Origin of the sequence: Kitasatospora sp. NPDC059160, from assembly GCF_042755465.1 — a bacterium.
GTDB lineage: Bacteria > Actinomycetota > Actinomycetes > Streptomycetales > Streptomycetaceae > Kitasatospora.
Map to the genome: position 1 here is coordinate 12,984 of NZ_JBHZCN010000005.1, position 19,779 is coordinate 32,762.

The following is a 19,779-nucleotide window of genomic DNA, read 5'->3' on the forward strand; positions in this document are numbered from 1 at the left end:
CTGACGCCCGGTCCGGTCCGCTCGGGCCGACCCACCGTCCGGACCCGAGACCCGGCCTGCAACTCGGCCCTGCAACAAGGAATCAGATGCCAGGCATATCGGCCCCCCGCACGGGCCACCGCGCCGGCCGGTCCGGCTCCCTCCGCAGCTCGCTCCTCGCCCTCGTGCTGGTCCCCAGCCTGGGCCTCGCCGCCGCCTGGGGCTACGCCGCCTACCTGCTGCGCGACACCGCGAACCGCACCGCGCTGCTGGCCGGCACCGCCGCCGTCGCGCTGGTGCTGCTGGTCAGCCTGGTCCGCGGCATCCGGGCCGCCCGGTCGCTGTCCGCCCGGCTCGCCGGACTGCGCGGCGACACCTTCGCGCTCGCCCAGCACGAGATCCCCGAGATCGTCGGCCGGCTGCGCGCCGGGGAGCCGGTGCCCACCCCGCCCACCTGGGCACCGTCCCGGCGGGTCGGCGACGAGGTCCAGCAGACCTCCGACGGCCTGGCCGCCGTCCGGCAGGCCGCCGTCGCCGCCATCGTCCACCAGGCCCAGGGCCGCGAGGGGACGAAGAAGGTCTTCCTCAACATCGCCCGCCGCACCCAGATCCTGATCCACCGGCAGATCAGCATGCTCGACGCGCTGGAGCGCGAGCACGAGGAACCCGAGCTGCTGCGCGAACTGTTCGCCGTCGACCACCTGGCCACCCGGATGCGGCGCAACGCCGAGAACCTGGTCATCCTCGGCGGCGCACTGCCCGCCCGGCGCTGGCGCAACGCCGTGCCCGTGGTCAACGTGCTGCGCAGCGCCGTCTCCGAGACCGAGAACTACGCCCGGGTCGTCGTCCAGGGCGTGCCGCGCGCCTCGCTCAGCGGGCAGGCCGTCGCCGACGTGATCCACCTGATCGCCGAGCTGATCGAGAACGGCACCACCTTCTCCCCGCCGTACACCCAGGTGCAGGTCTCGGCCCAGGAGGTCCCCAAGGGCCTGGCGGTCGAGGTCGAGGACCGCGGCCTCGGCATGACCGAGGAGGAGTACGAGCGGCTCAACGAGTACCTGGCCAACCCGCCCGAGCTGGACGTCTCCGCGCTCGGCGACGACCTGCGGCTCGGCCTGTTCGTCGTCGCCCGGCTCGCCGCCCGGCACGACATCCAGGTCACCCTGCGGCCCTCGCCGTACGGCGGCACCCGGGCCGTGGTGCTGGTGCCCTCGGTGCTGCTGGAGCAGGCGGAGCAGCCGGCCACGGTGCCCGGGCTGCCGTCCGGCGCACGGGTCACCCGGACCCCGGTGCCTGAACCGCGGCCGTCCGACGGCGACTTCGGCGTGGTCGACGACGAGCTGTCCGGCGCGCTGGCGGGGGTGCTCAACGGGCTGACGAGCAACACCTCGGGCGGGGTCGACGGGATCGGTGGCGTCGGTTCCCCGGCGGTGCCGACGGCACCGACGGAGCCGGCAGGCGGCGGGGCCGACGGCGGGGTGATCCTCGGCGAGCTGCTCGCGCGGCAGGAGTTCGGACCGCAGGAGTTCGGCCAACAGGGCTTCGGGCCGCAGGAGTTCGGCCAACAGGGTTTCGGGCCGCAGGAGTTCGCCCGACCGGACGGTGAGGACGGCGGGCCCGTCCTCGACAACGCCGGGCTGACGGTCGGTGCCGAGATCCCCGGGCTGCCCGGGGCCGTGGTGGTCCCCCGGCCCGTGCTGCCGCGCCCGTACGACCTGCCCACCGGGCCGTCGGCGGAACTCGCCGCACAGCTCGCCGCACCACTCGACCCGGGCGCCGGCGCGACCCCCGGGCCTGTGGACGGGGCTCAGGCGGACCCGGCCGTCGTCGATCCTGCGGTCGTCGATCCGGCCGTCGTGGACTCGGCGGGCGGTCTCGACGGGGTGCCCGCCGACCGGTCGACGCCCACCCACGAACGCCCGCAGGAGGACAGCGTGGAGCACGGCCCGGACGGCGAACTGCGCACCCCGCGCATCCTGCCGCAGCGGGTCCGCAACGCCAGCCTCGCCGAGCAGCTCCGCGAGGCCAACGCGCCCGGCACCATGATGCCGCCGTCCACCCCGACCACGCCGTCCTCGCCGTACGGGGCCCGCCCCGCCCCGGCCGGCCCCCGGTTCGGCGAGGCCGACGACCCCTCGCCGACGCGGTCCCGCGCCACCATGGCCGCCATCCAGCGCGGCACCCGCAGCGCCCGCGCGACCGGTACCGGACCGGACGCGCCCGCCATCGCCCCCCACCCGGCCGCACCTTCCGCCCCCGAGGGCACCGCGGAAGCCCCCGCCGTTCAGGAAGCCAAGGAACAGCAGTGATGACGCAGCACACCGAGACCCAGCGCGACCTCAACTGGCTGCTGGACCAGCTGGTGGCGCGGGTACCCGAGACCCGGCACGCCATCGTCCTCTCCGAGGACGGACTGCTGGTCGGCACGTCCCAGGGCCTCGACCGGGCCGACGCCGAGCACCTCTCCGCCGTCGCCTCCGGCCTGCAGAGCCTGGCCCGCGGCGCCGGACACCGCTTCAACGGCGGACGGGTCCGGCAGACCGTGGTCGAGATGGACCAGCTGTTCCTGTTCGTCACCACCGCCGGACAGGGCGCCCGGCTCGCCGTCCTCACCAGCGAGCAGGTGGACGCCGGACTGATGGCCTACGAGATCAACATGCTGGTCAAGCAGGTCGGCCAGTACCTCACCGCGGCGCCGCGCAGCGACGCGGGCCGACCCGGCGCGGGTGGCGGTGCGTGACCAGCGCCGACGCCGACGAGGGCTGGTTCTACGACAAGGACGCCGGCCACCTGGTCCGCCCCTACGCGATCACCAACGGGCGCACCGGCCCGGTCCGTGACGGCTTCGCGCTGATCACCCTGGTGGTCACCGCCGACCCGCGCACCGACACCAGCCGGCTGACCCCCGAACCGGCCGCGATCCTCGACCTGTGCCGCGAACGCCCGCTGGCCGTGGCCGAGATCGCGGCCACCATGGACCTGCCGGTGAGCGTGGTCAAGGTGCTGCTGGACGACCTGGCGGAGGCCCGGCTGATCCTCACCCGGGCCCCGGTCCAGCTCGCCGAGGCACCGGACATCTCCCTGATCCAGGCCGTGATCGAAGGCGTCCGCAGACTCTGACCGGCTGCCGCGTCCGTGACATCCGCCGCACCCGTCGCGTCCACCGCATCCATCGCACCCGCAGCATCCCCACAGTTCCTCCCCAGGAGACCCGAATTGACGACCCAGAGCCTGGTGCCGGGCGCGGTCAAGATCCTCGTCGCCGGCGGCTTCGGCGTCGGGAAGACCACCATGGTCGGCTCGGTCAGCGAGATCGAACCGCTGCAGACCGAGGAGCGGATGACCCGCGCCAGCATCGGGGTCGACAGCCTCGAAGGCGTCCAGGGCAAGTCCACCACCACGGTGGCGATGGACTTCGGGCGGATCACCGTCCGCGAGGACCTGGTGCTCTACCTCTTCGGCACGCCCGGGCAGTTCCGCTTCTGGTTCATGTGGGACGACCTCGCCCTCGGCGCCCTCGGCGCGATCATCCTCGCCGACACCCGGCGGCTCGAATCCAGCTTCGCCGCCGTGGACTTCTTCGAGCAGCGCGGAATCCCCTTCGCCATCGGGGTCAACTGCTTCCACGGCCGCCGCGACGCCACCCCGGAGGACGTCCGCCGGGCCCTCGACCTCGGGCCGGAGGTGCCGGTGGTGCTGTGCGACGTCCGGGAGCGGGCGTCCAGCAAGGAGTTGCTGCTCGCCCTGCTCGACCGGGTGCACCGGGACGCGCTGGCCGTCGGGCGGCGCTGAGGCAGCCAGGCGGTGGTGAGGCGACCAGGCGGCGCTGAGGCGGCCGGGCGGCGGTAGCCGCCCGGGTCACGCCTGGGCCGGGATCACGCCTTCGTCGGGCTGAGCTCGGCGAGCGCGTCGACCAGCGGGGCCAGCTCGGGGAGTTCCGCGGCCTGGGCCAGGGTCGCCTCCAGGGTGGCGTCGTGCACCGGGCGGGCGGCCTCCAGCAGGGCGCGGCCCTCGGAGGTCAGCTCGGTGTAGATGCCGCGCCGGTCGTCCGCGCAGAGGTAGCGGCTGAGCAGGCCCCGGTCCTCCAGGCGGCTCACCAGCCGGGTGGTGGCACTGCTGCTCAGCGCCGCCGCACGGGCCAGCTGCTGCATCCGCATGTGCCAGCCGTCCTGCCGGGAGAGCGCCTCCAGCACCGTGTACTCCACCACCGAGAGCTTGTGCTCCGCCTGGAGCGCCTTCTCCAGCGCGGCGTCGATCAGTCCGTGCAGGGCGGCGAGCGTCCGCCAGCCACCGGCCCGGACCTCGGCCGCGTCGTCGCGGATGGCCATGGCTCGCCTTCCCTTCACGTTCACCTGTGCGTCCTGAGCTGTCCCCTCTCGTACAAGTATGCCATTCGGCGCCGATTATCGGTCTCTGCAAATAAATCGGCTCACAGCTCCTTCCCGTCCTCCGTCCCGTTCTTCGGGCCGTCCTCCGGGCCGTCCTCCGAGTCGTCCTGCTCGCCGCCCCAGGAGGCGGAGCAGAGCGCGGTCGCCAGCGCCTCGGTGTAGTCGGCGGCCGCCAGCCAGGCGGTGGCGAAGGCGTCGTGGTCGTCCGCGACGATCCGGCCGAACACGTCACGCCGCTGGTCCGCGGCAGCCGCCCGCAGGCCGTCCAGCAGCTCGGCGGCGGTCGCCAGCCCCGACGCCCGCAGCAGGGCCCGGTCCGCCGCCGCCGTGGCCGCGCCGGGCGCCGGCGCGGACCGGCCGGTGGTGACGGTCTGCTCCACCCGGCGGCCGAGCACGTGCACCGGCGGGCCGAGCGGCGGCGCGGTGGGGAGCTCGGCCGGGAGCCCGGCGGGCAGATCGGCGGATGGCCCGGTGGACGGGCCGGCGGGCAGGTCAGCGGTCTGCAGGCGTTCCAGGCCGAGGTTGACCCGGTCCGCCCGGTCGGCGGGCAGGGCAAGGCGGTCGTGGCCGTCGTGGCCGTCGTGGTCGGAGCCGTCCCAGGGCGTGCCGATCGCCAGCACCCGCAGTTCCGGACGGTCCGCGCGCTCCAACCGTCCGATCAGCCGCAGCCGAAGGCCCGGGGCCGTGGCGAGCAGGGCCAGATTGGCCCGGAAGGCCAGATCGGGGTGCTCGTGCCCCGGGCGCAGCGCGACCACCGTGTCGCCACCGACCGGACGGGCGAGCAGCTGGAGCGCCCCGCCCGGACCGGTCGGGGCCGTGCCCAGCAGGACGACGTCCAGGAACAACAGGTCGCTCCCCGCCGGGCGACTCCCGTACGGCAGCTCCTGCGCCGCCAGTGCCCGGGCCACCTGGGCGGCGGGCGGCTCGGCCCAGAGCCGGGCCACCGGCTCCGCCGTCCAGGCCGCGCCCGCCGCGCGGACCGCCCGCACCGAGGCACCCGCGCCCAGCCGCCCGCCGGTGGACCTGGTCGCGCCCTGGACCGCCAGCCCCGCGCGGCTGAACTCACGGTGGCTCAGCGCCGCATCGCCCAGCCGGACCGTCCGGTTGCCCGCCGCGACGGCCAGCGGGGCGGCGGTCGTGACATCGCCGTGCGGGGTCACCTCGGCGATCGTGCTGAGCCGGCCACCCGCGTCCACCGCCCAACTGACCGCCCCGGCGTGGGTCGCGGTCAGCACCGGCTCGGCGAACAGCCCGTACAGCCGCAGGCCGCCCTCCTCGGCGTAGGCCTGGCGGGCGGTGCCGCGCAGGGCGGCGAGCGGGGTCGGGGCGGCGGGCGGGGTCGGGGCGCCGACCGGGGCGACCGGGGCGGTCGGCGTGGTCACGGCAGTCAGGGTGTTCAGGGCGGTGGTGAGGCCGAGCAGCTCGCGGAGCGCCGCCACCAGGTCCGCCAGCCGGTGGTCGGGCGCACCGGAACGCGCCGCCCGGATCCCGGTCACCACGGCGACCGCCGCCGCGGCCGGGCGGTACAGCCCCGCGACCCGCGCCCCGTGGCCGGCCCGCAGCAGCTCCGCCTGGGCGACCGCGCCCGCCCCGCTCACCCCGGCGGCCAGCAGTGCGCAGGCGGCGCGGTGGAGGTGCCGGGCGGCGCCGCGTTCGGACGGGGTGAGGGCGGTGGGTCCGGGTTCCGGTCCCGACTCGGGTCCGGGTTCGAGTCGGGGTCCAGGGCGGGGTTCGGATCCGGGCTCGGGCGGGGTTGTGGTGGTGGTCGCGGCAGGTGTTCCCGGCGCCTCGGCCGGCGTGGTCCCGAGGCCCGGATCGTCGGCCTCGGCCTCGGCCTCGGCCAGCGGGCAGAGGCTGACGGCGGCGGCCCGGTGGACGCAGGCCGGGGCGAGCAGACAGCCGCACCGGACGTCGGACGGGCCGGCCACCACCCCGCCCGGGGCGTGCAGGACGAGCAGGACCTCCTCGTCCACCTGCACCCGCCACTCGTCGCCCTCCCGGCTGAGCGGCCGCTCGGCGAGCTTCGCCGCCGCGCCGTCCAACCGCTTCTGCAGGCGGGCGCTCAGCGCCGACACCACCTCGGCGACCACCTCCGGCCGGACCCCCGGCCAGCTGCTCCCGGTCTGTGAAGCCCGCTCTGTCTGTGTCGTGGCGTTCATCGCACCTTCTCCCCCACCCAGCGGGCCAGTTCCAGCGGGCTCAGCGCCGCCACCGGCATCCCGGCCGCGACCAGTCGGCCGGCGACCGCCTTCGAATAGCGGGCCGTCCCGGAGTCGTCCAGCGCCGCGCAGCCCAGCAGGTGCACGCCGGAGTCCACCAGGGCCCGGGTCTCGGCGAGCAGCGCGTTGACCGGGCCGCCCTCCTCGAAGTCGCTGACCACCGCGATCAGCGTCCGCGACGGCACCGTCACCAGCTCCCGGGCGTAGCGCAGGCCGGTCGCGATGCTGGTACCGCCACCGACGCTCACCTCCAGCAGCAGGCTCAACGGATCCGCCACCTGCTCCGTCAGGTCGAGGACCTCGGTGGAGAAGGCCACGAAGTGGGTGCTCAACGAGGGCACCCCGGCCAGGATCGAGGCGGTGAGCGCCGCCCAGACCGTGGACGCCTCCATCGACCCCGACACGTCCACCACCAGGATCAGCCGCCAGTCGTTGGCCTGCCGCGCCCTGGTCCGGAACACCGGGCGCTCCGGCACGATCACGGTGCCCGAACCGTCCGGCCCGGGGCGGGCCGTGGCCAGGTTCGCCCGGATCGTCCGGTGGAGGTCCAGCCCGCCGCCCGGGCGCCGCGACGGGCGCGGCACGCTGATCCCGGTCAGCGCCGGGCGCAGCCGGGTCGCCAGCTCGCGGCTCAACTCGTCCACCATGCGGCGCACCAGCGGACGCAGCTTGGCCACCCGGGCCTCGGGCAGACCGCCCGCGTGGTCCAGCACCGCGCGCAGCAGGTCCACCGACGGGCGGACGGCGGACGGGTCGATCGCCTCCAGCACGTCCGTACGGCCCTGGGCGACGGCTGCCGCCAGGACCTCCTCCCGGACGCCCGGACCGAACAGGGCCTCCAACTCCTCGGCCCACTCCCGCACTCCGGGGAACGGCGCCTCGCGGCCGCCCCTGCTGCCGCCCCTGCCACCCCGGTCGTCCAGGCCGGGGCCGGAGCCCTCGCCGTGGCCGCTGCCGTACAACTCGTCCAGCGCGGTGGCGAGTCGGGCGCTGCGGCCGGACAGGCCGCCCGTGCCCGGGCGGCCCAGCAGCAGGCGCCAGCGCTCGGCGGGCGTGAGGACGCGCCCGGGAGCGGGCGACGGGGCGGGTGCCGGGCCGGTCGCCGTCGTGGGCCCGGGTTCGGGCTCGGACCCAGACCCGGGCTCGGACCCGGGCTCGGGCTCGGACACCTGGTCGGCGGTCCGGGGAGCGGCCGGCAGCAGGCCTCTCCCGGCGAGCACCCGGCGGGCCGCCAGGTCCGCGCGGACCCAACGGGCCACCAGAGCGGGGTCGGTCTGCTCCGGCAGGGCCGCCAGGCGGGTGCCCAGGCGGTCCTCGACGGAGACCAGCAGCCGGTCACGGGCGGCCGGGCTGAGCGTGTCGAAGCCACCGCGCAGCGCGGGCAGCCGGTCCAGGAAGGCGGCGTCCGAGAGCGAACCGACCCGTTCCAGCACCGGTTCGAGCGCCTCGGGCGCACTGTCGAACAGGCCCTCGGCAGCGGTCAACAACCCGACCAGCAACCGTCCGAGCACCTGCCGCGCCCGCACGTCGGTCGCCCCGTCCACCCAGGACGCGGCCCGCCCGCCGAACACCTGCGCGGACTCCTGCCCGAGCAGCACCCGCACCGCCCCGGCCGCGCCCCGCACCAACGGGCTCCCCCGCTCGGCGAGTTCCCCCAGCGCGTACCCCAGCCGCACCCCGCCCAGCTGGTCCGCCCGCCGGGCCAGCTCCACCAACGCCCGCGCATCCGCGGGATCGTCCGAACCCCCCAACCCCTCCACCTGCCGCACCGCCACGGCGGTCAACAGGTCCATCGCCGCCCGCAGCGGCAGTCCGGGGCCGGTCCGACTGTCAACACCCTTGGAGGACGGAGTCGTTGACTCCGCCGGACCGGCCGCACCCGCAGGTGCTTCCCCGGGGGCCGTGACCGGGAGGTGGCCGGCGGTGAGGCGGTCGAGGAGGGCGAGGGCGGCGAGGAGGTCGGGGAGGGTGGCGGTGGTGGGGAGGGTGGCGGTGAGTCGGGTGAGGAGGGTGGCGGTGAGGATGGGGAGGGCGCAGGAGGCGGCGGCGGTGAGGCCGTCGATGATCTCGCGCGGGGTGGGGTCGTCGGGGAGGCGGCTGCGGAGGGCGCCCTCGGCGGCTTGGGCGGGGGTGACGCCCCGGGTGCCGGCGACGGTGAGCAGGGCGGTGACGGTGGGGGTCCAGTGCAGGCGCCAGCGGGTGCCGAGGGTTTCGGTGCCGCCGGGGCCGGTGGTGGGGACGGGGTCGGCGTAGGGGACGCCGCAGGCGGTGAGGCGGTGGAGGAGGATCTCGCGGCGGCGGTCGAGGGGGCTGCGCAGCGGGTCGAGGCGCAGTTCGCGCGGGCCCGGGTCGGCGGGGCCGGGGAGGCCCAGGTCGGCGAGCAGGGTTTCGACGGCGGGGCCGAGGCCGCTGCGCGGGGCGGCCGGGGTGGGGCGCCCGGTGCGGGTGCCGACCAGGACCTGTTCGAGGGCGCGCGCGACGGCCCGGCCGCGGCCGAGGGGCTCGCCTTGGGCGAGCACGGACTGGACGGCTTCGACGAGTTCGCCGCGCCCGGGGGCGGCGTGGCCGCGCAGTCGGGCGAGGTCGCCGGCCAAGCGGACGATCTCGCGGGCGTCCGCGGGACCGGAGGGGTGGTCCTGGGCACGCAGGGCGGCGCAGATCCGGACGGCGGTGGTGGTGAGCGCCTCGTCGAGGCGCTCGGGGTCGCCGCCGGCGTCGAGGACGGTGTGCTGCCACTCGGGGTCGCGGATGCCGGCCGGGTAGCCGGAGCGGGCGTCGAGCAGCGGGTAGGTGTACGGGATGAGGGAGAGCACGTGCCCGGGTTCGTCGGGGCGGGGCGGCTCCTCGGGGGCGGTGGGCCCGTCGAGCAGGGCGGGGGCGTGGAAGGCGCCGACGACCACGGCGGTCCGGCGTCCGCCCGCCGAGGCGGCCCGGATGCGGGCGCGCATCCAGGCTTCGCGGCGCAGGTCGTACGGGTCGACGCCGGGGCCGGTTCCGGCGTCGTGGCGCAGGGCCCAGCCGACCAGGAGGGCGGCGCGCCGGACGGCCTCCGGGCCGGAGCCGGGGGCGGCGGTCTCGACGAGGCGGTCCCAGAGGTCGTCGTCGGTGGCACGGCCGGTGAGGCGGTGGCGCAGCGCGTCGGCCACGCCGGGGGTGTCGGGGCCGGCCACGGGGCGGCGGCCGCGCGGGCCGACGGGGCCGGTGCGGTGGGCGAGCGGGAGGTCGCAGGCGATGGCTTCGACGCCGTTGCGCCGGGCCCAGCGCAGGGCGACGAGCTCCGGGGAGAAGTCGGCGAAGGGGTAGAAGGCGAGCCCGCCGGGGGCCGCGCCCGCGTCGTCCCCGTCCGCATCGTCCCCGCCGGCCGGGGCGGCGGCGAGGGCCACGGGGGCCTCGGTGGCCTCGTCGGCGAGGTGGTCGAGCCAGGGCTGGAACTCGGCGGGCAGTTCGACCAGGACGGCCTCGGGCCGGGCGGCGTCGAGCAGCGCGGGGAGGACCGCACTGAGGGAGGGCGCGTGGTGGCGCACACCGATCAGGTACGGCCCGGGACGGTCGGTGCCGGAGCCGGCCAGCCGGGCCGTCTCGGCCCGGACCGCGGGGTCGGTGCCGGGATCGGTACCGGGGGCCGTGCCGAGGTCAGCACCGGGATCGGTGCCGTGGCCGCATACGGCGCCGGGGCCGGGGCGGACGGCCGGGTCGTCCGGGGTGGTGGTCCTCACCGCGCTGCTCGTCATCGTCAGGCCTCCAGCGCCGGGCGGAGGTCCCACAGGGTGCGCCAGGTGGCGGCGCCCTGTTCGGCCCGGCGGCGGACCGGGCCGTCCCAGTAGCCGAGCAGCCGGGCCGCGTCCGCCGGGTCGTCCTTGCGGACCACGCCGAGGAGTTGGCCGGGGAGCCGGCCGAGGAGGTCGCCGCCGTCCGGCAGGTAGGCGGCGGTGACGCCGAGTGCGGTGGCGACGGAGACGGCTTCGGCGGTGCTCATCACCGTGGAGGGGCGTTCGACCTCCCAGCCCTCGGTGGAGCGGCCGGTGCGCAGGTCGCGGAAGGCGGTGACCAGGGCCTCCAGGACGGCGTCGTCCACGGCGTAGCCGGCGCCGGCCCGGGCGACGGCGACGGTGGACTGGCGGCGGACCAGCTCGACCTCGGCGGCCAGGCTGCCGATCGGGCCGACCGTCTCGAAGTTGAACCGCCGCTTGAGGGCGGCGGACATCTCGCTGACGCCCTTGTCCCGCAGGTTGGCGGTGGCGATCAGGGTGAAGCCGGCCGCGGCGTGCAGCTGGCCGTCCGGGGTGCCGGCCAACTCGGGTACGGCGATGCGCCGTTCGGAGAGCAGGGAGACGAGGGCGTCCTGTACCTCGGGCAGGCAGCGGGTGACCTCCTCGACCCGGGCGACGGCCCCGGTGGTCATCGCGGTGAGCACCGGGGAGGGGACGAGGGCTTCGCGGCTGGGGCCCTTGGCGAGCAGCAGGGCGTAGTTCCAGCCGTACTTGAGCTGGTCCTCGGTGGTGCCGGCGGTGCCCTGGACGGTGAGCGCGCTGGTCCCGCAGACGGCCGCGGCGAGCAGTTCGGAGAGCATCGACTTGGCGGTGCCGGGTTCGCCGACGAGGAGCAGGCCGCGCTCCCCGGCGAGGGTGACGACGCAGCGTTCGACCAGGGCGCGCTCGCCGACGAACTTGGGCTCGACGGCCAGGCTGCGGCGTCCGGCCTTGAGCTTCTCGCCGCCGCTGCCCATGACGAAGGTGACCACGGCGCGCGGGGTGAGGCGCCAGCCGGGCGGGCGCGGGCCGCTGTCGTGGGCGGCGAGGAACTCCAGTTCGGCGGCGTGCTTCTCCTCGGGCGGGACGATCTGCCGTACCGGGGAGTCGGTGGCGGTGGTCCCGGTGGCGGTGGTCCCGGTGGCGGTGGTGTCGGTGGCGCTCATCGGCGGGCCTTCCTGCGCTTGCTGGTCCGGAGCTCTTCGTAGCCGGGGGTGTCGCCGTCGAGGGTGCGCTGCCAGGCGCGGGCGAACAGTTCGGGCACGGGCAGGTGCGGCAGCACCGGCCGGTGGGTGGACAGTTGGTACAGACCCGCCTTCCAGGTCTCCACCGGCAGGGCGGGGGCCTTGGCCTCCTGCCAGCCGCCGGGCAGGAAGAGGCTGCGGCCGGCCCGGGCCCGCTTGGCCTCCAGCACCAGTGCGCCGGCGGCGAGTTCGGCGCGGGCGCGCTTGAGCCGGGCGGGCTTCCAGCCCGTCCAGCGGGCGGCGTTGCGGTCCGTCGGGTCGGGCAGGGCGAGCAGCTGGAGGTAGAGCGCGGCCGCGTCCTCGCCCAGGCCGTGGGTACGGGCCGCCTCGGCGACCAGCTCGGGGGCGCTGAGCTGCGGGTTCTGCAGCCAGGCCGGGCCCTCGTCGGCGGCCGGCACGGCTGGGGCGCCCGCGGCCAGGCGTTCCGGTTCGCCGCCCAGGATCGACCGGACGGCGGCCAGGTCGGAGCCGGACCAGTAGCCGTCGGTCAGCCCGATGAGCAGGTCGATCAGCGGGTCGTCCGGGCCGGTGAGGCCAGCGGGGCGCAGCCAGATCTGCTCGTACTCGGTGCGGTAGGGGCTGAGGACGACGGCCGGACCGCAGCGGACCAGGCCGTCCGGGTCGGCTCCGCCCTCGGCGGGCCGGCCGAAGTGTGCGCGCAGGACGGTCGACACCGAGGTGCCCTGGGTGGTGCTGACCAGGCCGAATCCGAGCAGCAGTTCGGGGTCGGCGAGCCGGGTGCGCAGCGCGGCGGCGGCCGTGGGCAGCAGCGGGCGCAGCGGGCTGTCGGCGGGCAGGTGGTAGCCGAGCCAGCGCAGGGCGTCGATCGCCCCCGGGAGGGTGCCGGGGCCGGGGGCGGCGGTGGCGTCCGCGGGCTCCAGCTGGAGCGCGGCCCGGCTGCCGGTGGTCAGCCGGTAGGCGGTGGTGCGGGTGAGCCAGGGCGTGCGGCCGGGGTTGAGCAGTTCCTCGATCGTGCCGATGGGCACGCCCTGGACGCCGGCCAGGGCGTCCTCGGGGAGGGTGACGAGGCGTCCGAAGTGCCGGATCCAGGCCTCGGCCGCGGCGGCGGTGTCGGGGCCCTCCGTCCACAGCCGCTTCGGGTCGTCGAGGGGCAGCAGGGCGCCCCAGACGTCGGCGATCGCGTGGTGGTCGTGGTTGCGCAGCCAGGCCTGGGCGGCCCTGACCTCGGCGGTCTTGAGGCCGTGTTCGGCGGGCACCTCGACGTTGCCCCAGTTCAGGAGGCCGGGGGGCGGGCAGAGCAGCAGGGTGGCGCGGGCGGTGCCGATGCCGGTGAGCTCGGCGAAGGCGGCGGCGTGCTCGCTCTGCCAGGGGACGCTGCCGCGCAGGGCGGCGACCCGCCGGAACTTCTCGGTCCAGGCGGTGTTCACCCGCTCCTCGGTGCGGCGCTCCTCCAGGGTGGTGAAGTGGGCGACGGGACCGAACTCTCCGCTCGGGTCGTGGTCGACGGCCCGCCAGTGCGCCGTTCCGTCCTCCTGCTGGTGGCGGTAGTCGAGGATCACCACGGTGCGGTCGCCGCGGCGGAACACCTCGCCCTGGCGGTAGGCCTCCGGCCGGCGGCCCTTGGCGCGCTCGTCCGTCTCGCCGAGGACGACCTCGCGCAGGGTGGCGCCGCGGTCGGCGAGCGGGCCCTTGGTGAGCTCGCCGAGCAGCAGGACCAGGGTGGAGCGGTGCGCCGGCGGGGTGAGCGGGTCGGCGATGGCGTGGGCGAGGACGTCCACCCGGCCGAGCAGGTTGCGCCAGCCGTGGTGGGCCTCGCCACCGCGCAGGGTGACGGTGCCCTGGGCGGTCCAGCCCTCGCCCTCCACGGCGGTCGGGACGGCCGCAGCGGCCGCGGCAGCCTCAGCGGTCGGGGCGGTCGGGGCGGTCGAGGCGGTCGAGGCGGTCGAGGCGGTCGAGGCCGTGAACGCGGCGGTGACGGCGCGCAGGTTGTTGAGCACCCAGTACTGCTCGGAGTCGCCCCAGTTGTTGCCCAGGCCCGGGGTTCCGGGCAGGACGGCGCTGACGGCGTCGCGCAGCTGGTGGTCGCGGCCGTGCTCGGGGCGCCACTCGGCGGCCTCGGCCTTGCTGGGCCGCTCGGCCTCCGGCTGCGGGAGGAACCGGGCGATCCGGTCGAGCAGGTCGGCGGCGGTGCGGGCGAACCCGGCGACGCCGGCCAGCAGCAGCGGGTGGGTGATCGCGGGCAGGGCGGCGCCGACCGCCTCGACCGGCAGGCTGTTGCGGGCCTCGCCGCGCTGGGCGAGCGGGCGCCGTACGCCCTGGACGGTGATCCAGCGCTGCTCGTCCGCGGGGACGGGCTCGGCGTCGACCGGCCAGGCGAGGTCCACCAGCCGGGCGGCCTGTTCGGCGGTCAGGGCGCGCAGCACCCGGGAACCGGCCTCGTCACGGGGCCTCAGGGCGTGCCAGTGGTCGTACGGCGGGACCAGGGCGGTACCGGCGGCGGAGAGTTCGCCCGACCGGCAGGAGCGCAGGTCGGCGGTGCGGTCGGAGCGCTCGGCCAGGTCGGGCAGGCCGAGGTCGAGGAACTCGCCGGTGCGGCTGACCACCGGGCCCCGCGCACCGGGCAGGGCGAGCCGGCCGACCGGGAGGATGTGGGTGTCGGTGCGCTCGTTCAGCGGCAGGACGATGCGCTGCCCGTCGGCGGTGAAGGTGGTGACGGCGCGCCCGGGGTCGTGCCGGACCCAGCTGCCGAGCACGGTGCCGTCGGTGCCCAGCGGGGTGCCCTCCAGGCCGGGCTGCAGCGGCAGCAGGCCGGTGCTGCCGGTGACGAGCCGGCCGGCCGCTGCGGTGGCGGCGATCACCGGCGGTTCGGCGGCCCGGCCCAGGGTGCCGGTGGCCGGGTCGAGTTCGCGCAGGACGGGGGTGCCGTCCGGGGCGTGGCGCAGCGTCCAGTACCCGGTGCCGTCGCCGAGGACGGGGTGCTCCTCGGGCAGCCGGGTGTCGCCGGGGTGCAGCGGGCGGGCGCCGGTGGTGCGGCCGCCGCCGGGCAGCGGGAGGGAGGTGTCGTCCGGGTGGCGTTCGCCGTAGTAGTAGCCGGCGATGGTGCGGCCGGTCAGTTCGAAGGTCTGGTCCGGGCGGCCGGACCAGTAGGCCTTCTGCTCGTTGCCCTCGTACCAGACGACGAGGAGCTCGCCGTCGACCAGGCGCAGCCGGGGCCGGTTGCGCACGCCCGGCAGCGGGGGCACCCGCAGGGTGTGCTCCAGCAGGATGGCGTCCGGGCCGACCACGAGGGCCCGGTCGTGGCGGGCGAGGACGAGGTACGGCCAGGCGTCCTCGACGGTCAGGTCGTTCAGGCCGCGGGGGCGGTGTCCGGGGGCGGTGTCCGGGAGGGCGTCGGCGGCGGGCGGGTCGGCGAGCCGGGCGAGCGCCTCCTCCAGGGCGGGCCAGCCGAGTTCGTCCAGGATCCCGGCGGCGAGGGCGCCGGCGAGCAGCCCGGCGACGTCGAGCGCGGCGATCTTCTCGGCGGCGGCCGGGGCGACCGTGCGGATGGCGGTGCGGTGCGGGGTCAGCGAGCGGACCAGGTCGACGGCGCCGGCCAGGCCGCGGACGGCGGTGAGTTCCTCGGCGCGCTCCTCGGCCCACTCCCGGAACAGCTCGTTCAGCAGGGGGAGCGCGGCACAGCGGTGTTCGACGGCCTGCGCCCAGGCGCCGGGGGCGGAGCGGCGCAGCAGCGGCCGGAAGCGTGCGTCGGCGGCGACGGCGGCGAGCGAGCCGCCGATGGTCCTGGCCCCGTCGGTCGCGGCGCTCGGAGCGCCGGTCGGAGCGTCGGTCGGAGCGTCGGCGGCGGCCGGGCGGCTCTGGGTGACCCACTCGCGCAGGTCGAAGCCCAGGCCGGCCGGCGGGTCGGCCACCGGGACGCCCTCGGCCAGCAGGAGCTCCAGCAGGTCGAGCCGGGTGAGGCTGCCGCTGATGCCGGTGAAGAGGTCGACCGGGACGGCGTCGGCGCGCAGCCGCTCGACCATCCGGCCGGCCAGCGCGAGGGTGGCCGGGCAGCCGGGCCGGTTGCGCCAGCCGCGGCCGAGGTGGTTGCACCAGCGCTGGAGCCACTGCGCGGCGGGCTCGGCGCCCTCGGCGCGCGGGCCGGTGAGCAGGTCCTCGGCGCCGGTGGCGGCGAGGACGGCCAGCCAGGCGGAGTCCTGGGCGGCGGCGTCGGTGCCGCCGGCGGCCGGGTCGGGCAGCAGTTCCAGCAGCCGGGTGCGGACCGCGGCGTCGTCGCTGCCGAGCTCGACCAGGGCGCCGTGCCAGGACTTCCAGAACGCGGCGGGCGCCCGGTTGACCGCGGGGGACTCCAGCAGCTCGGCGAGCAGCGCCCGTTCGTGCGCGGCGCGGTCCAGCCCGGCGGCCCGGATCAGCGCGCGGGCGTCCTCGGCGACCCCGGCGTACGGGGCCATGCCGGCCGCGGAGCGCTCGGTGCACAGCTGGCGGAAGCGCAGCCAGGCGGTCTGCGGGTCGAGCCGCCGGGCGAGCTCCTTGACGTACTGGCGCAGGGACTTGACGGTGAGCGCGCCGGCCAGGGCGAACTCCAGGAAGACGGCGCGCAGCCGCTCCTCGTCGACGGCCAGGTTGTGGGTGCGCTCGGCCTCGCGGGCCTTGCCGAACCAGGCGGCGGCGTAGGTCTGGTTGCCGTGGGTGAGGAAGATCCGGCCGACCTCCTCGCAGAAGGTGGGCAGGAAGTGCGGGACGGCGCGGCCGAGCCGGGTGGCGAGTTCGTCGAAGCCGTCCTTGGCGGCGCCGGGCTTGGACCGGGCCTGGCGGGCCAGCCGCTCCAGCTCCTTGACCAGGGCGAGCGCGTGGTGCCCGTTGGCCGGGTCGTGGACGAGTGCCCAGGCCGGGAAGCCGAGCGCCTCCTGGCGGACCTGGCCGACCTCGGCGGGCGCGCCCTCGGGGGCGAGGCCGAGGAAGTCCAGGGCGAGGTCCTCGGCGGGGCCGAGCGCGCCGGGGACCAGCCGGACGATCCGGCGGCCGTCCAGCGCGGGGTGGGTGTAGCCGCGCGCGGTCAGCACGTCGGCGGCACTGTCGGGGCGGCCGGCGTCGGCCAGGGTGCCGGGCGGCAGGACGGCGCCGGCGTCGAGCAGTGCCTCGGGCTCCGCGGCGCGCTGCTGCGGGACGGTGGTGGTCATCGGGCCGGTGGTCATGCGGCGTCCTCCCCTTCGATCGTGCGGCCCGCGTGGAGCGCGGCGGCCATCCTCATGCCCTCGGACCAGGCGACCGGCCCGACCTCGGCGAGCGGCAGGGACCGGCCGTCGGGGCCGGCCCAGCTGAGCGCGCCCGTCTCGCAGGCGTCGTACTCGTAGTAGTCGCCGACCCAGACCCGGGCCTCGACGGTGCGGCCGCCCTCGGTGATCGGCTGGACGGCGGAGCCGCCGCGGACCCGGCAGCCGAGCCGGGTGCAGCGCCCGACCAGCTCGCGCAGTTCGCGGTAGCGGCCGCCGGCGTAGGTGTGGACCTCGGTGCCCGCGGCCGGCTCCTCGGGGCGGTGCCAGACCTCGCGGTAGAGCTGCTGGACGCGCTGGGAGACGCCGAGCTCGACGGCGAACTCGCGCAGGTCGTCGAGGTCCGGGAGGAGCACCGGGTGGGGTATCAGCACCTGGCCGTCGGTCAGGCGCACGGTGTCGCCGTCGAGGTCGACCAGGCCGAGGCCGCGCTCGGCGTCGGCGTCGCGCAGGAAGCCGGCCACGGCGCCGTCCGCGCCGGTGACCACGACGTCCCGCAGGACGGACTGCCAGGCCTCGTCGGGCCAGACGGCGGCGAGCACGGCGGCGGGGACCGGCAGCGAGCGCACCATCCACCGCTCGACGTCCTCCTGGCAGCGCCGCTCGTGCGCGGCGAGCCATTCGGCGAGTTGCTTGAGCTGGGCGACCACCGGGTCGTCACCGAGCTTCGACGGGACGGACTTGAGGGGGCGGCCCGCCGCGTTGCGGCACACCACCCGGCCCTCTCCGTCGAGCGTGACGCGGTACCCTCCCGCGCCCGTTTCCACCCATGCCACAGCCGTACTCCTCCCACCGGGGAACGTCGTTCGGATCGCCCCGCTGACCAGCGATGCGAGGAACGTAGCGAGGGTCACTGACAACGCGACGGGCGGGGGGAGGCGGCCGGGGAGCGGACGAGTTGAAACCACTCGAACGGGTGGTCGATCGGGTACGCAGGACCGATCCGCGGCCCTGCGGACGCGTGAAGGCGGCGCCCCCCCCGCCGGGGGGGGGCCCCGGAACGGGCGCCCCGCCCCCCCCCCCCGCGGGGCCCCCGGGGCGCAGTGCCGGGGGCCCTGCGCCCGCGTGATGGCGGCCCCACCCCGTCCGGGTGGCGCCGCCTTCACGGCCGACCGGCCCCTCAGCCCGTCGGCGCCCGCGGGACGATGACCGGGGCGCCGTCGTCCGGGGCCGCCAGGACGTGGCTGTCGATGTCGTACAGCGCCCGCACCAGCGGCGCGTCCACCACCTCCCGGGGCGGCCCGCAGGCCACCACCGCGCCGTCCCGCAGGGCGACCAGCAGGTCGGCGTAGCGGGCAGCGGCCGCGAGGTCGTGCAGCACCATCACCACCGTGCGCCCGCCGGCCGCGACCGTACGGACCAGTTCCAGCACCTCCACCGCGTGGCCGAGGTCGAGCGCGCTGGTCGGCTCGTCCAGCAGCACCACCGGGGCGTCCTGGGCGAGCACCATGGCGAGCCAGCAGCGCTGCCGCTGGCCGCCGGAGAGCTGGTCGAGGCGGCGGTCGGCGAGGGCGTCGACGCCGGTGGCGCGCAGGGCCTCGGCGGTGAGCCGCTCGTCGTCGGCCGACCACTGGCGGAACAGTCCCTGGTGCGGGTGGCGCCCGTAGCGGACCAGGCCGGTCACGGTGACCGCCTCGGGGGCCTGCGGGCTCTGCGGGAGCAGCGCGACCCGGTGGGCGGCCCGGCGCGGGCTCAACCGCCAGATGTCCTCGCCGCCGACCAGGATCCGCCCGCCGTCCGGCCTGTGCAGCCGGGCCACCGCCCGCAGCAGGGTGGACTTGCCGCAGCCGTTCGGGCCGACCACCGCCACCACCTGCCCGGCGGGCACGGTGAGGTCGATGCCGCCGAGCACCGGGCGGCCGGGGCGGTACCCGGCGGTGACGCCCTGGATCGTCAACTCCATCTCTCAGCCCCCGGTTCCGCGCGCTCAGGAACCGGACAGGGCCTTGCCGAGGTCGCCGATGACGACGTCGGCCGCCAGCGGGCCGCCCCGGGTGGACCAGACCGAACCGTCCACGGTGACGGCGTGGTTGTTCTTCACCGCGTTCAACTGCTGGTAGGCGGGCTTGGACTGGACGTCCTTGAGGGCGGCCTTGCCGTCGTCGGTGAGGGTGGACAGGAACAGCCAGTCGCCGTCGATCTCGGCGAGCTTCTCCAGGCTGAGCGCCGGGCTGTGGGCGTTGCCGTCCTTGTCCTGGGCGGCCGGGCGGGTGAGGCCCATGTCGAGGGCGACGCCGCTCGCGAACTGCTTCTTCTCCATCCAGCTGGGGCCGGTGGGGTTCCAGCGGACGATGGAGACGGCGGCGCCCTTGTTCTTGCCGAGGTCGGCACCGGCCTTGGTGGCCTTGGCCTGGTAGTCGTCGATCACCTTGGTGGCCTGGTCGAGCTTGTTGACGGCGTTGCCGATGCCCCGGAAGGCGAGCTTCCAGTCGTCGGTGGGCGCCATGGTGACCAGGGTGGCGGGGGTGATCTCGCGCAGCTGCTTGAGCACCTGCTCGTCCTGCATGTCCCCGGCCAGGATGAGGTCGGGCTTGGCGGCGATCACCTTGTCCATCACCGGCTGGAGCAGGTTGCCGACCACCGGCACGCCCTGGACCTTGTCCTTGAGGTACGCGGGCGGCTCGTTGAGCCCCTGGCCGTTGGTGATGCCGGCCGGCTTGAGGCCGAGGGCGAGCACCGCGTCGAGGTCCTCCTGGGTGAGGGTGACGATCCGCTTGGGCTCGGCGGGGACCTCGACGGCCTTGCCGGTGGCGTCCTTGACGGTGCGCTTGCCGCCGTCGGCCGCGTCCGCCGCGCTGCCCGGGGCGGCGGACGCGGAGTTGGAGGGGTCCACGGACGTGGACGAGGACCCGGAGGAGCCGCACCCGGTGAGCAGGAGGGCGGCCGCCCCGGTGACGGCCAGCGCCTGGGCCGCGCGGCGGCGGACGGGGTGGAGCGGGCTCTGGGCGTACGGCATGGGTGCCTCCGGG

General features: G+C 76.5%; 12 protein-coding genes. 4 read left to right on the forward strand and 8 right to left on the reverse strand.

The features are described 5' to 3' along the window. Window positions 1–86 precede the first annotated feature (86 nt). From ACFXOZ_RS03155 to ACFXOZ_RS03170, 4 genes are all read left to right on the forward strand, one after another. Window positions 87–2,288 carry a sensor histidine kinase gene (locus ACFXOZ_RS03155; protein ID WP_380586901.1) on the forward strand — a complete coding sequence of 734 codons (2,202 nt, stop codon included), beginning with the start codon at window positions 87–89 and terminating at the stop codon, window positions 2,286–2,288. Further along, window positions 2,288–2,719 carry a roadblock/LC7 domain-containing protein gene (locus ACFXOZ_RS03160; RefSeq protein ID WP_375891987.1) on the forward strand — a complete coding sequence of 144 codons (432 nt, stop codon included), beginning with the start codon at window positions 2,288–2,290 and terminating at the stop codon, window positions 2,717–2,719. The genes ACFXOZ_RS03155 and ACFXOZ_RS03160 overlap by 1 nt, the downstream gene beginning before the upstream one ends. Then, on the forward strand, window positions 2,716–3,099 hold the full coding sequence (locus ACFXOZ_RS03165; protein ID WP_207813170.1) for a DUF742 domain-containing protein: 384 nt from the start codon (window positions 2,716–2,718) through the stop codon (window positions 3,097–3,099). The genes ACFXOZ_RS03160 and ACFXOZ_RS03165 overlap by 4 nt, the downstream gene beginning before the upstream one ends. Window positions 3,100–3,195: 96 nt before the next feature. After that, window positions 3,196–3,771 (forward strand): ATP/GTP-binding protein, encoded by a 576-nt coding sequence (locus ACFXOZ_RS03170; protein ID WP_375891989.1) that lies wholly within the window; start codon window positions 3,196–3,198, stop codon window positions 3,769–3,771. Window positions 3,772–3,854: 83 nt separating this feature from the next. Here ACFXOZ_RS03170 and ACFXOZ_RS03175 read toward each other — a convergent pair whose 3' ends face one another. The 8 genes from ACFXOZ_RS03175 to ACFXOZ_RS03210 all read right to left on the reverse strand — a co-directional run bounded on the left by ACFXOZ_RS03175 (window position 3,855) and on the right by ACFXOZ_RS03210 (window position 19,766). Next, complete coding sequence (locus ACFXOZ_RS03175; RefSeq protein ID WP_375891991.1) at window positions 3,855–4,307, reverse strand: MarR family winged helix-turn-helix transcriptional regulator; 453 nt, start codon at window positions 4,305–4,307, stop codon at window positions 3,855–3,857. Window positions 4,308–4,408: 101 nt separating this feature from the next. Next, the gene (locus ACFXOZ_RS03180) at window positions 4,409–6,526 is read right to left on the reverse strand and encodes a hypothetical protein (protein ID WP_380586904.1); all 2,118 of its coding nucleotides are present in this window, start codon (window positions 6,524–6,526) and stop codon (window positions 4,409–4,411) included. Next, entirely contained in the window at window positions 6,523–10,317 is a 3,795-nt protein-coding gene (locus ACFXOZ_RS03185) for a DUF5682 family protein (RefSeq protein WP_380586907.1), read from the reverse strand. The genes ACFXOZ_RS03180 and ACFXOZ_RS03185 overlap by 4 nt, the downstream gene beginning before the upstream one ends. A gap of 2 nt (window positions 10,318–10,319) precedes the next feature. Beyond that, complete coding sequence (locus tag ACFXOZ_RS03190; protein ID WP_380523159.1) at window positions 10,320–11,501, reverse strand: AAA family ATPase; 1,182 nt, start codon at window positions 11,499–11,501, stop codon at window positions 10,320–10,322. Beyond that, entirely contained in the window at window positions 11,498–16,732 is a 5,235-nt protein-coding gene (locus tag ACFXOZ_RS03195) for a hypothetical protein (protein ID WP_380586910.1), read from the reverse strand. Before ACFXOZ_RS03195 ends, ACFXOZ_RS03190 begins: the two co-directional genes overlap by 4 nt. Continuing rightward, window positions 16,729–17,586 carry a DUF4132 domain-containing protein gene (locus tag ACFXOZ_RS03200; protein WP_375891999.1) on the reverse strand — a complete coding sequence of 286 codons (858 nt, stop codon included), beginning with the start codon at window positions 17,584–17,586 and terminating at the stop codon, window positions 16,729–16,731. Before ACFXOZ_RS03200 ends, ACFXOZ_RS03195 begins: the two co-directional genes overlap by 4 nt. Before the next feature lie 344 nt (window positions 17,587–17,930). Next, the gene (locus ACFXOZ_RS03205; protein WP_380586913.1) at window positions 17,931–18,713 is read right to left on the reverse strand and encodes an ABC transporter ATP-binding protein; all 783 of its coding nucleotides are present in this window, start codon (window positions 18,711–18,713) and stop codon (window positions 17,931–17,933) included. 24 nt (window positions 18,714–18,737) lie between these two features. Beyond that, on the reverse strand, window positions 18,738–19,766 hold the full coding sequence (locus ACFXOZ_RS03210) for an ABC transporter substrate-binding protein (RefSeq protein WP_380586916.1): 1,029 nt from the start codon (window positions 19,764–19,766) through the stop codon (window positions 18,738–18,740). Window positions 19,767–19,779 lie beyond the last annotated feature (13 nt).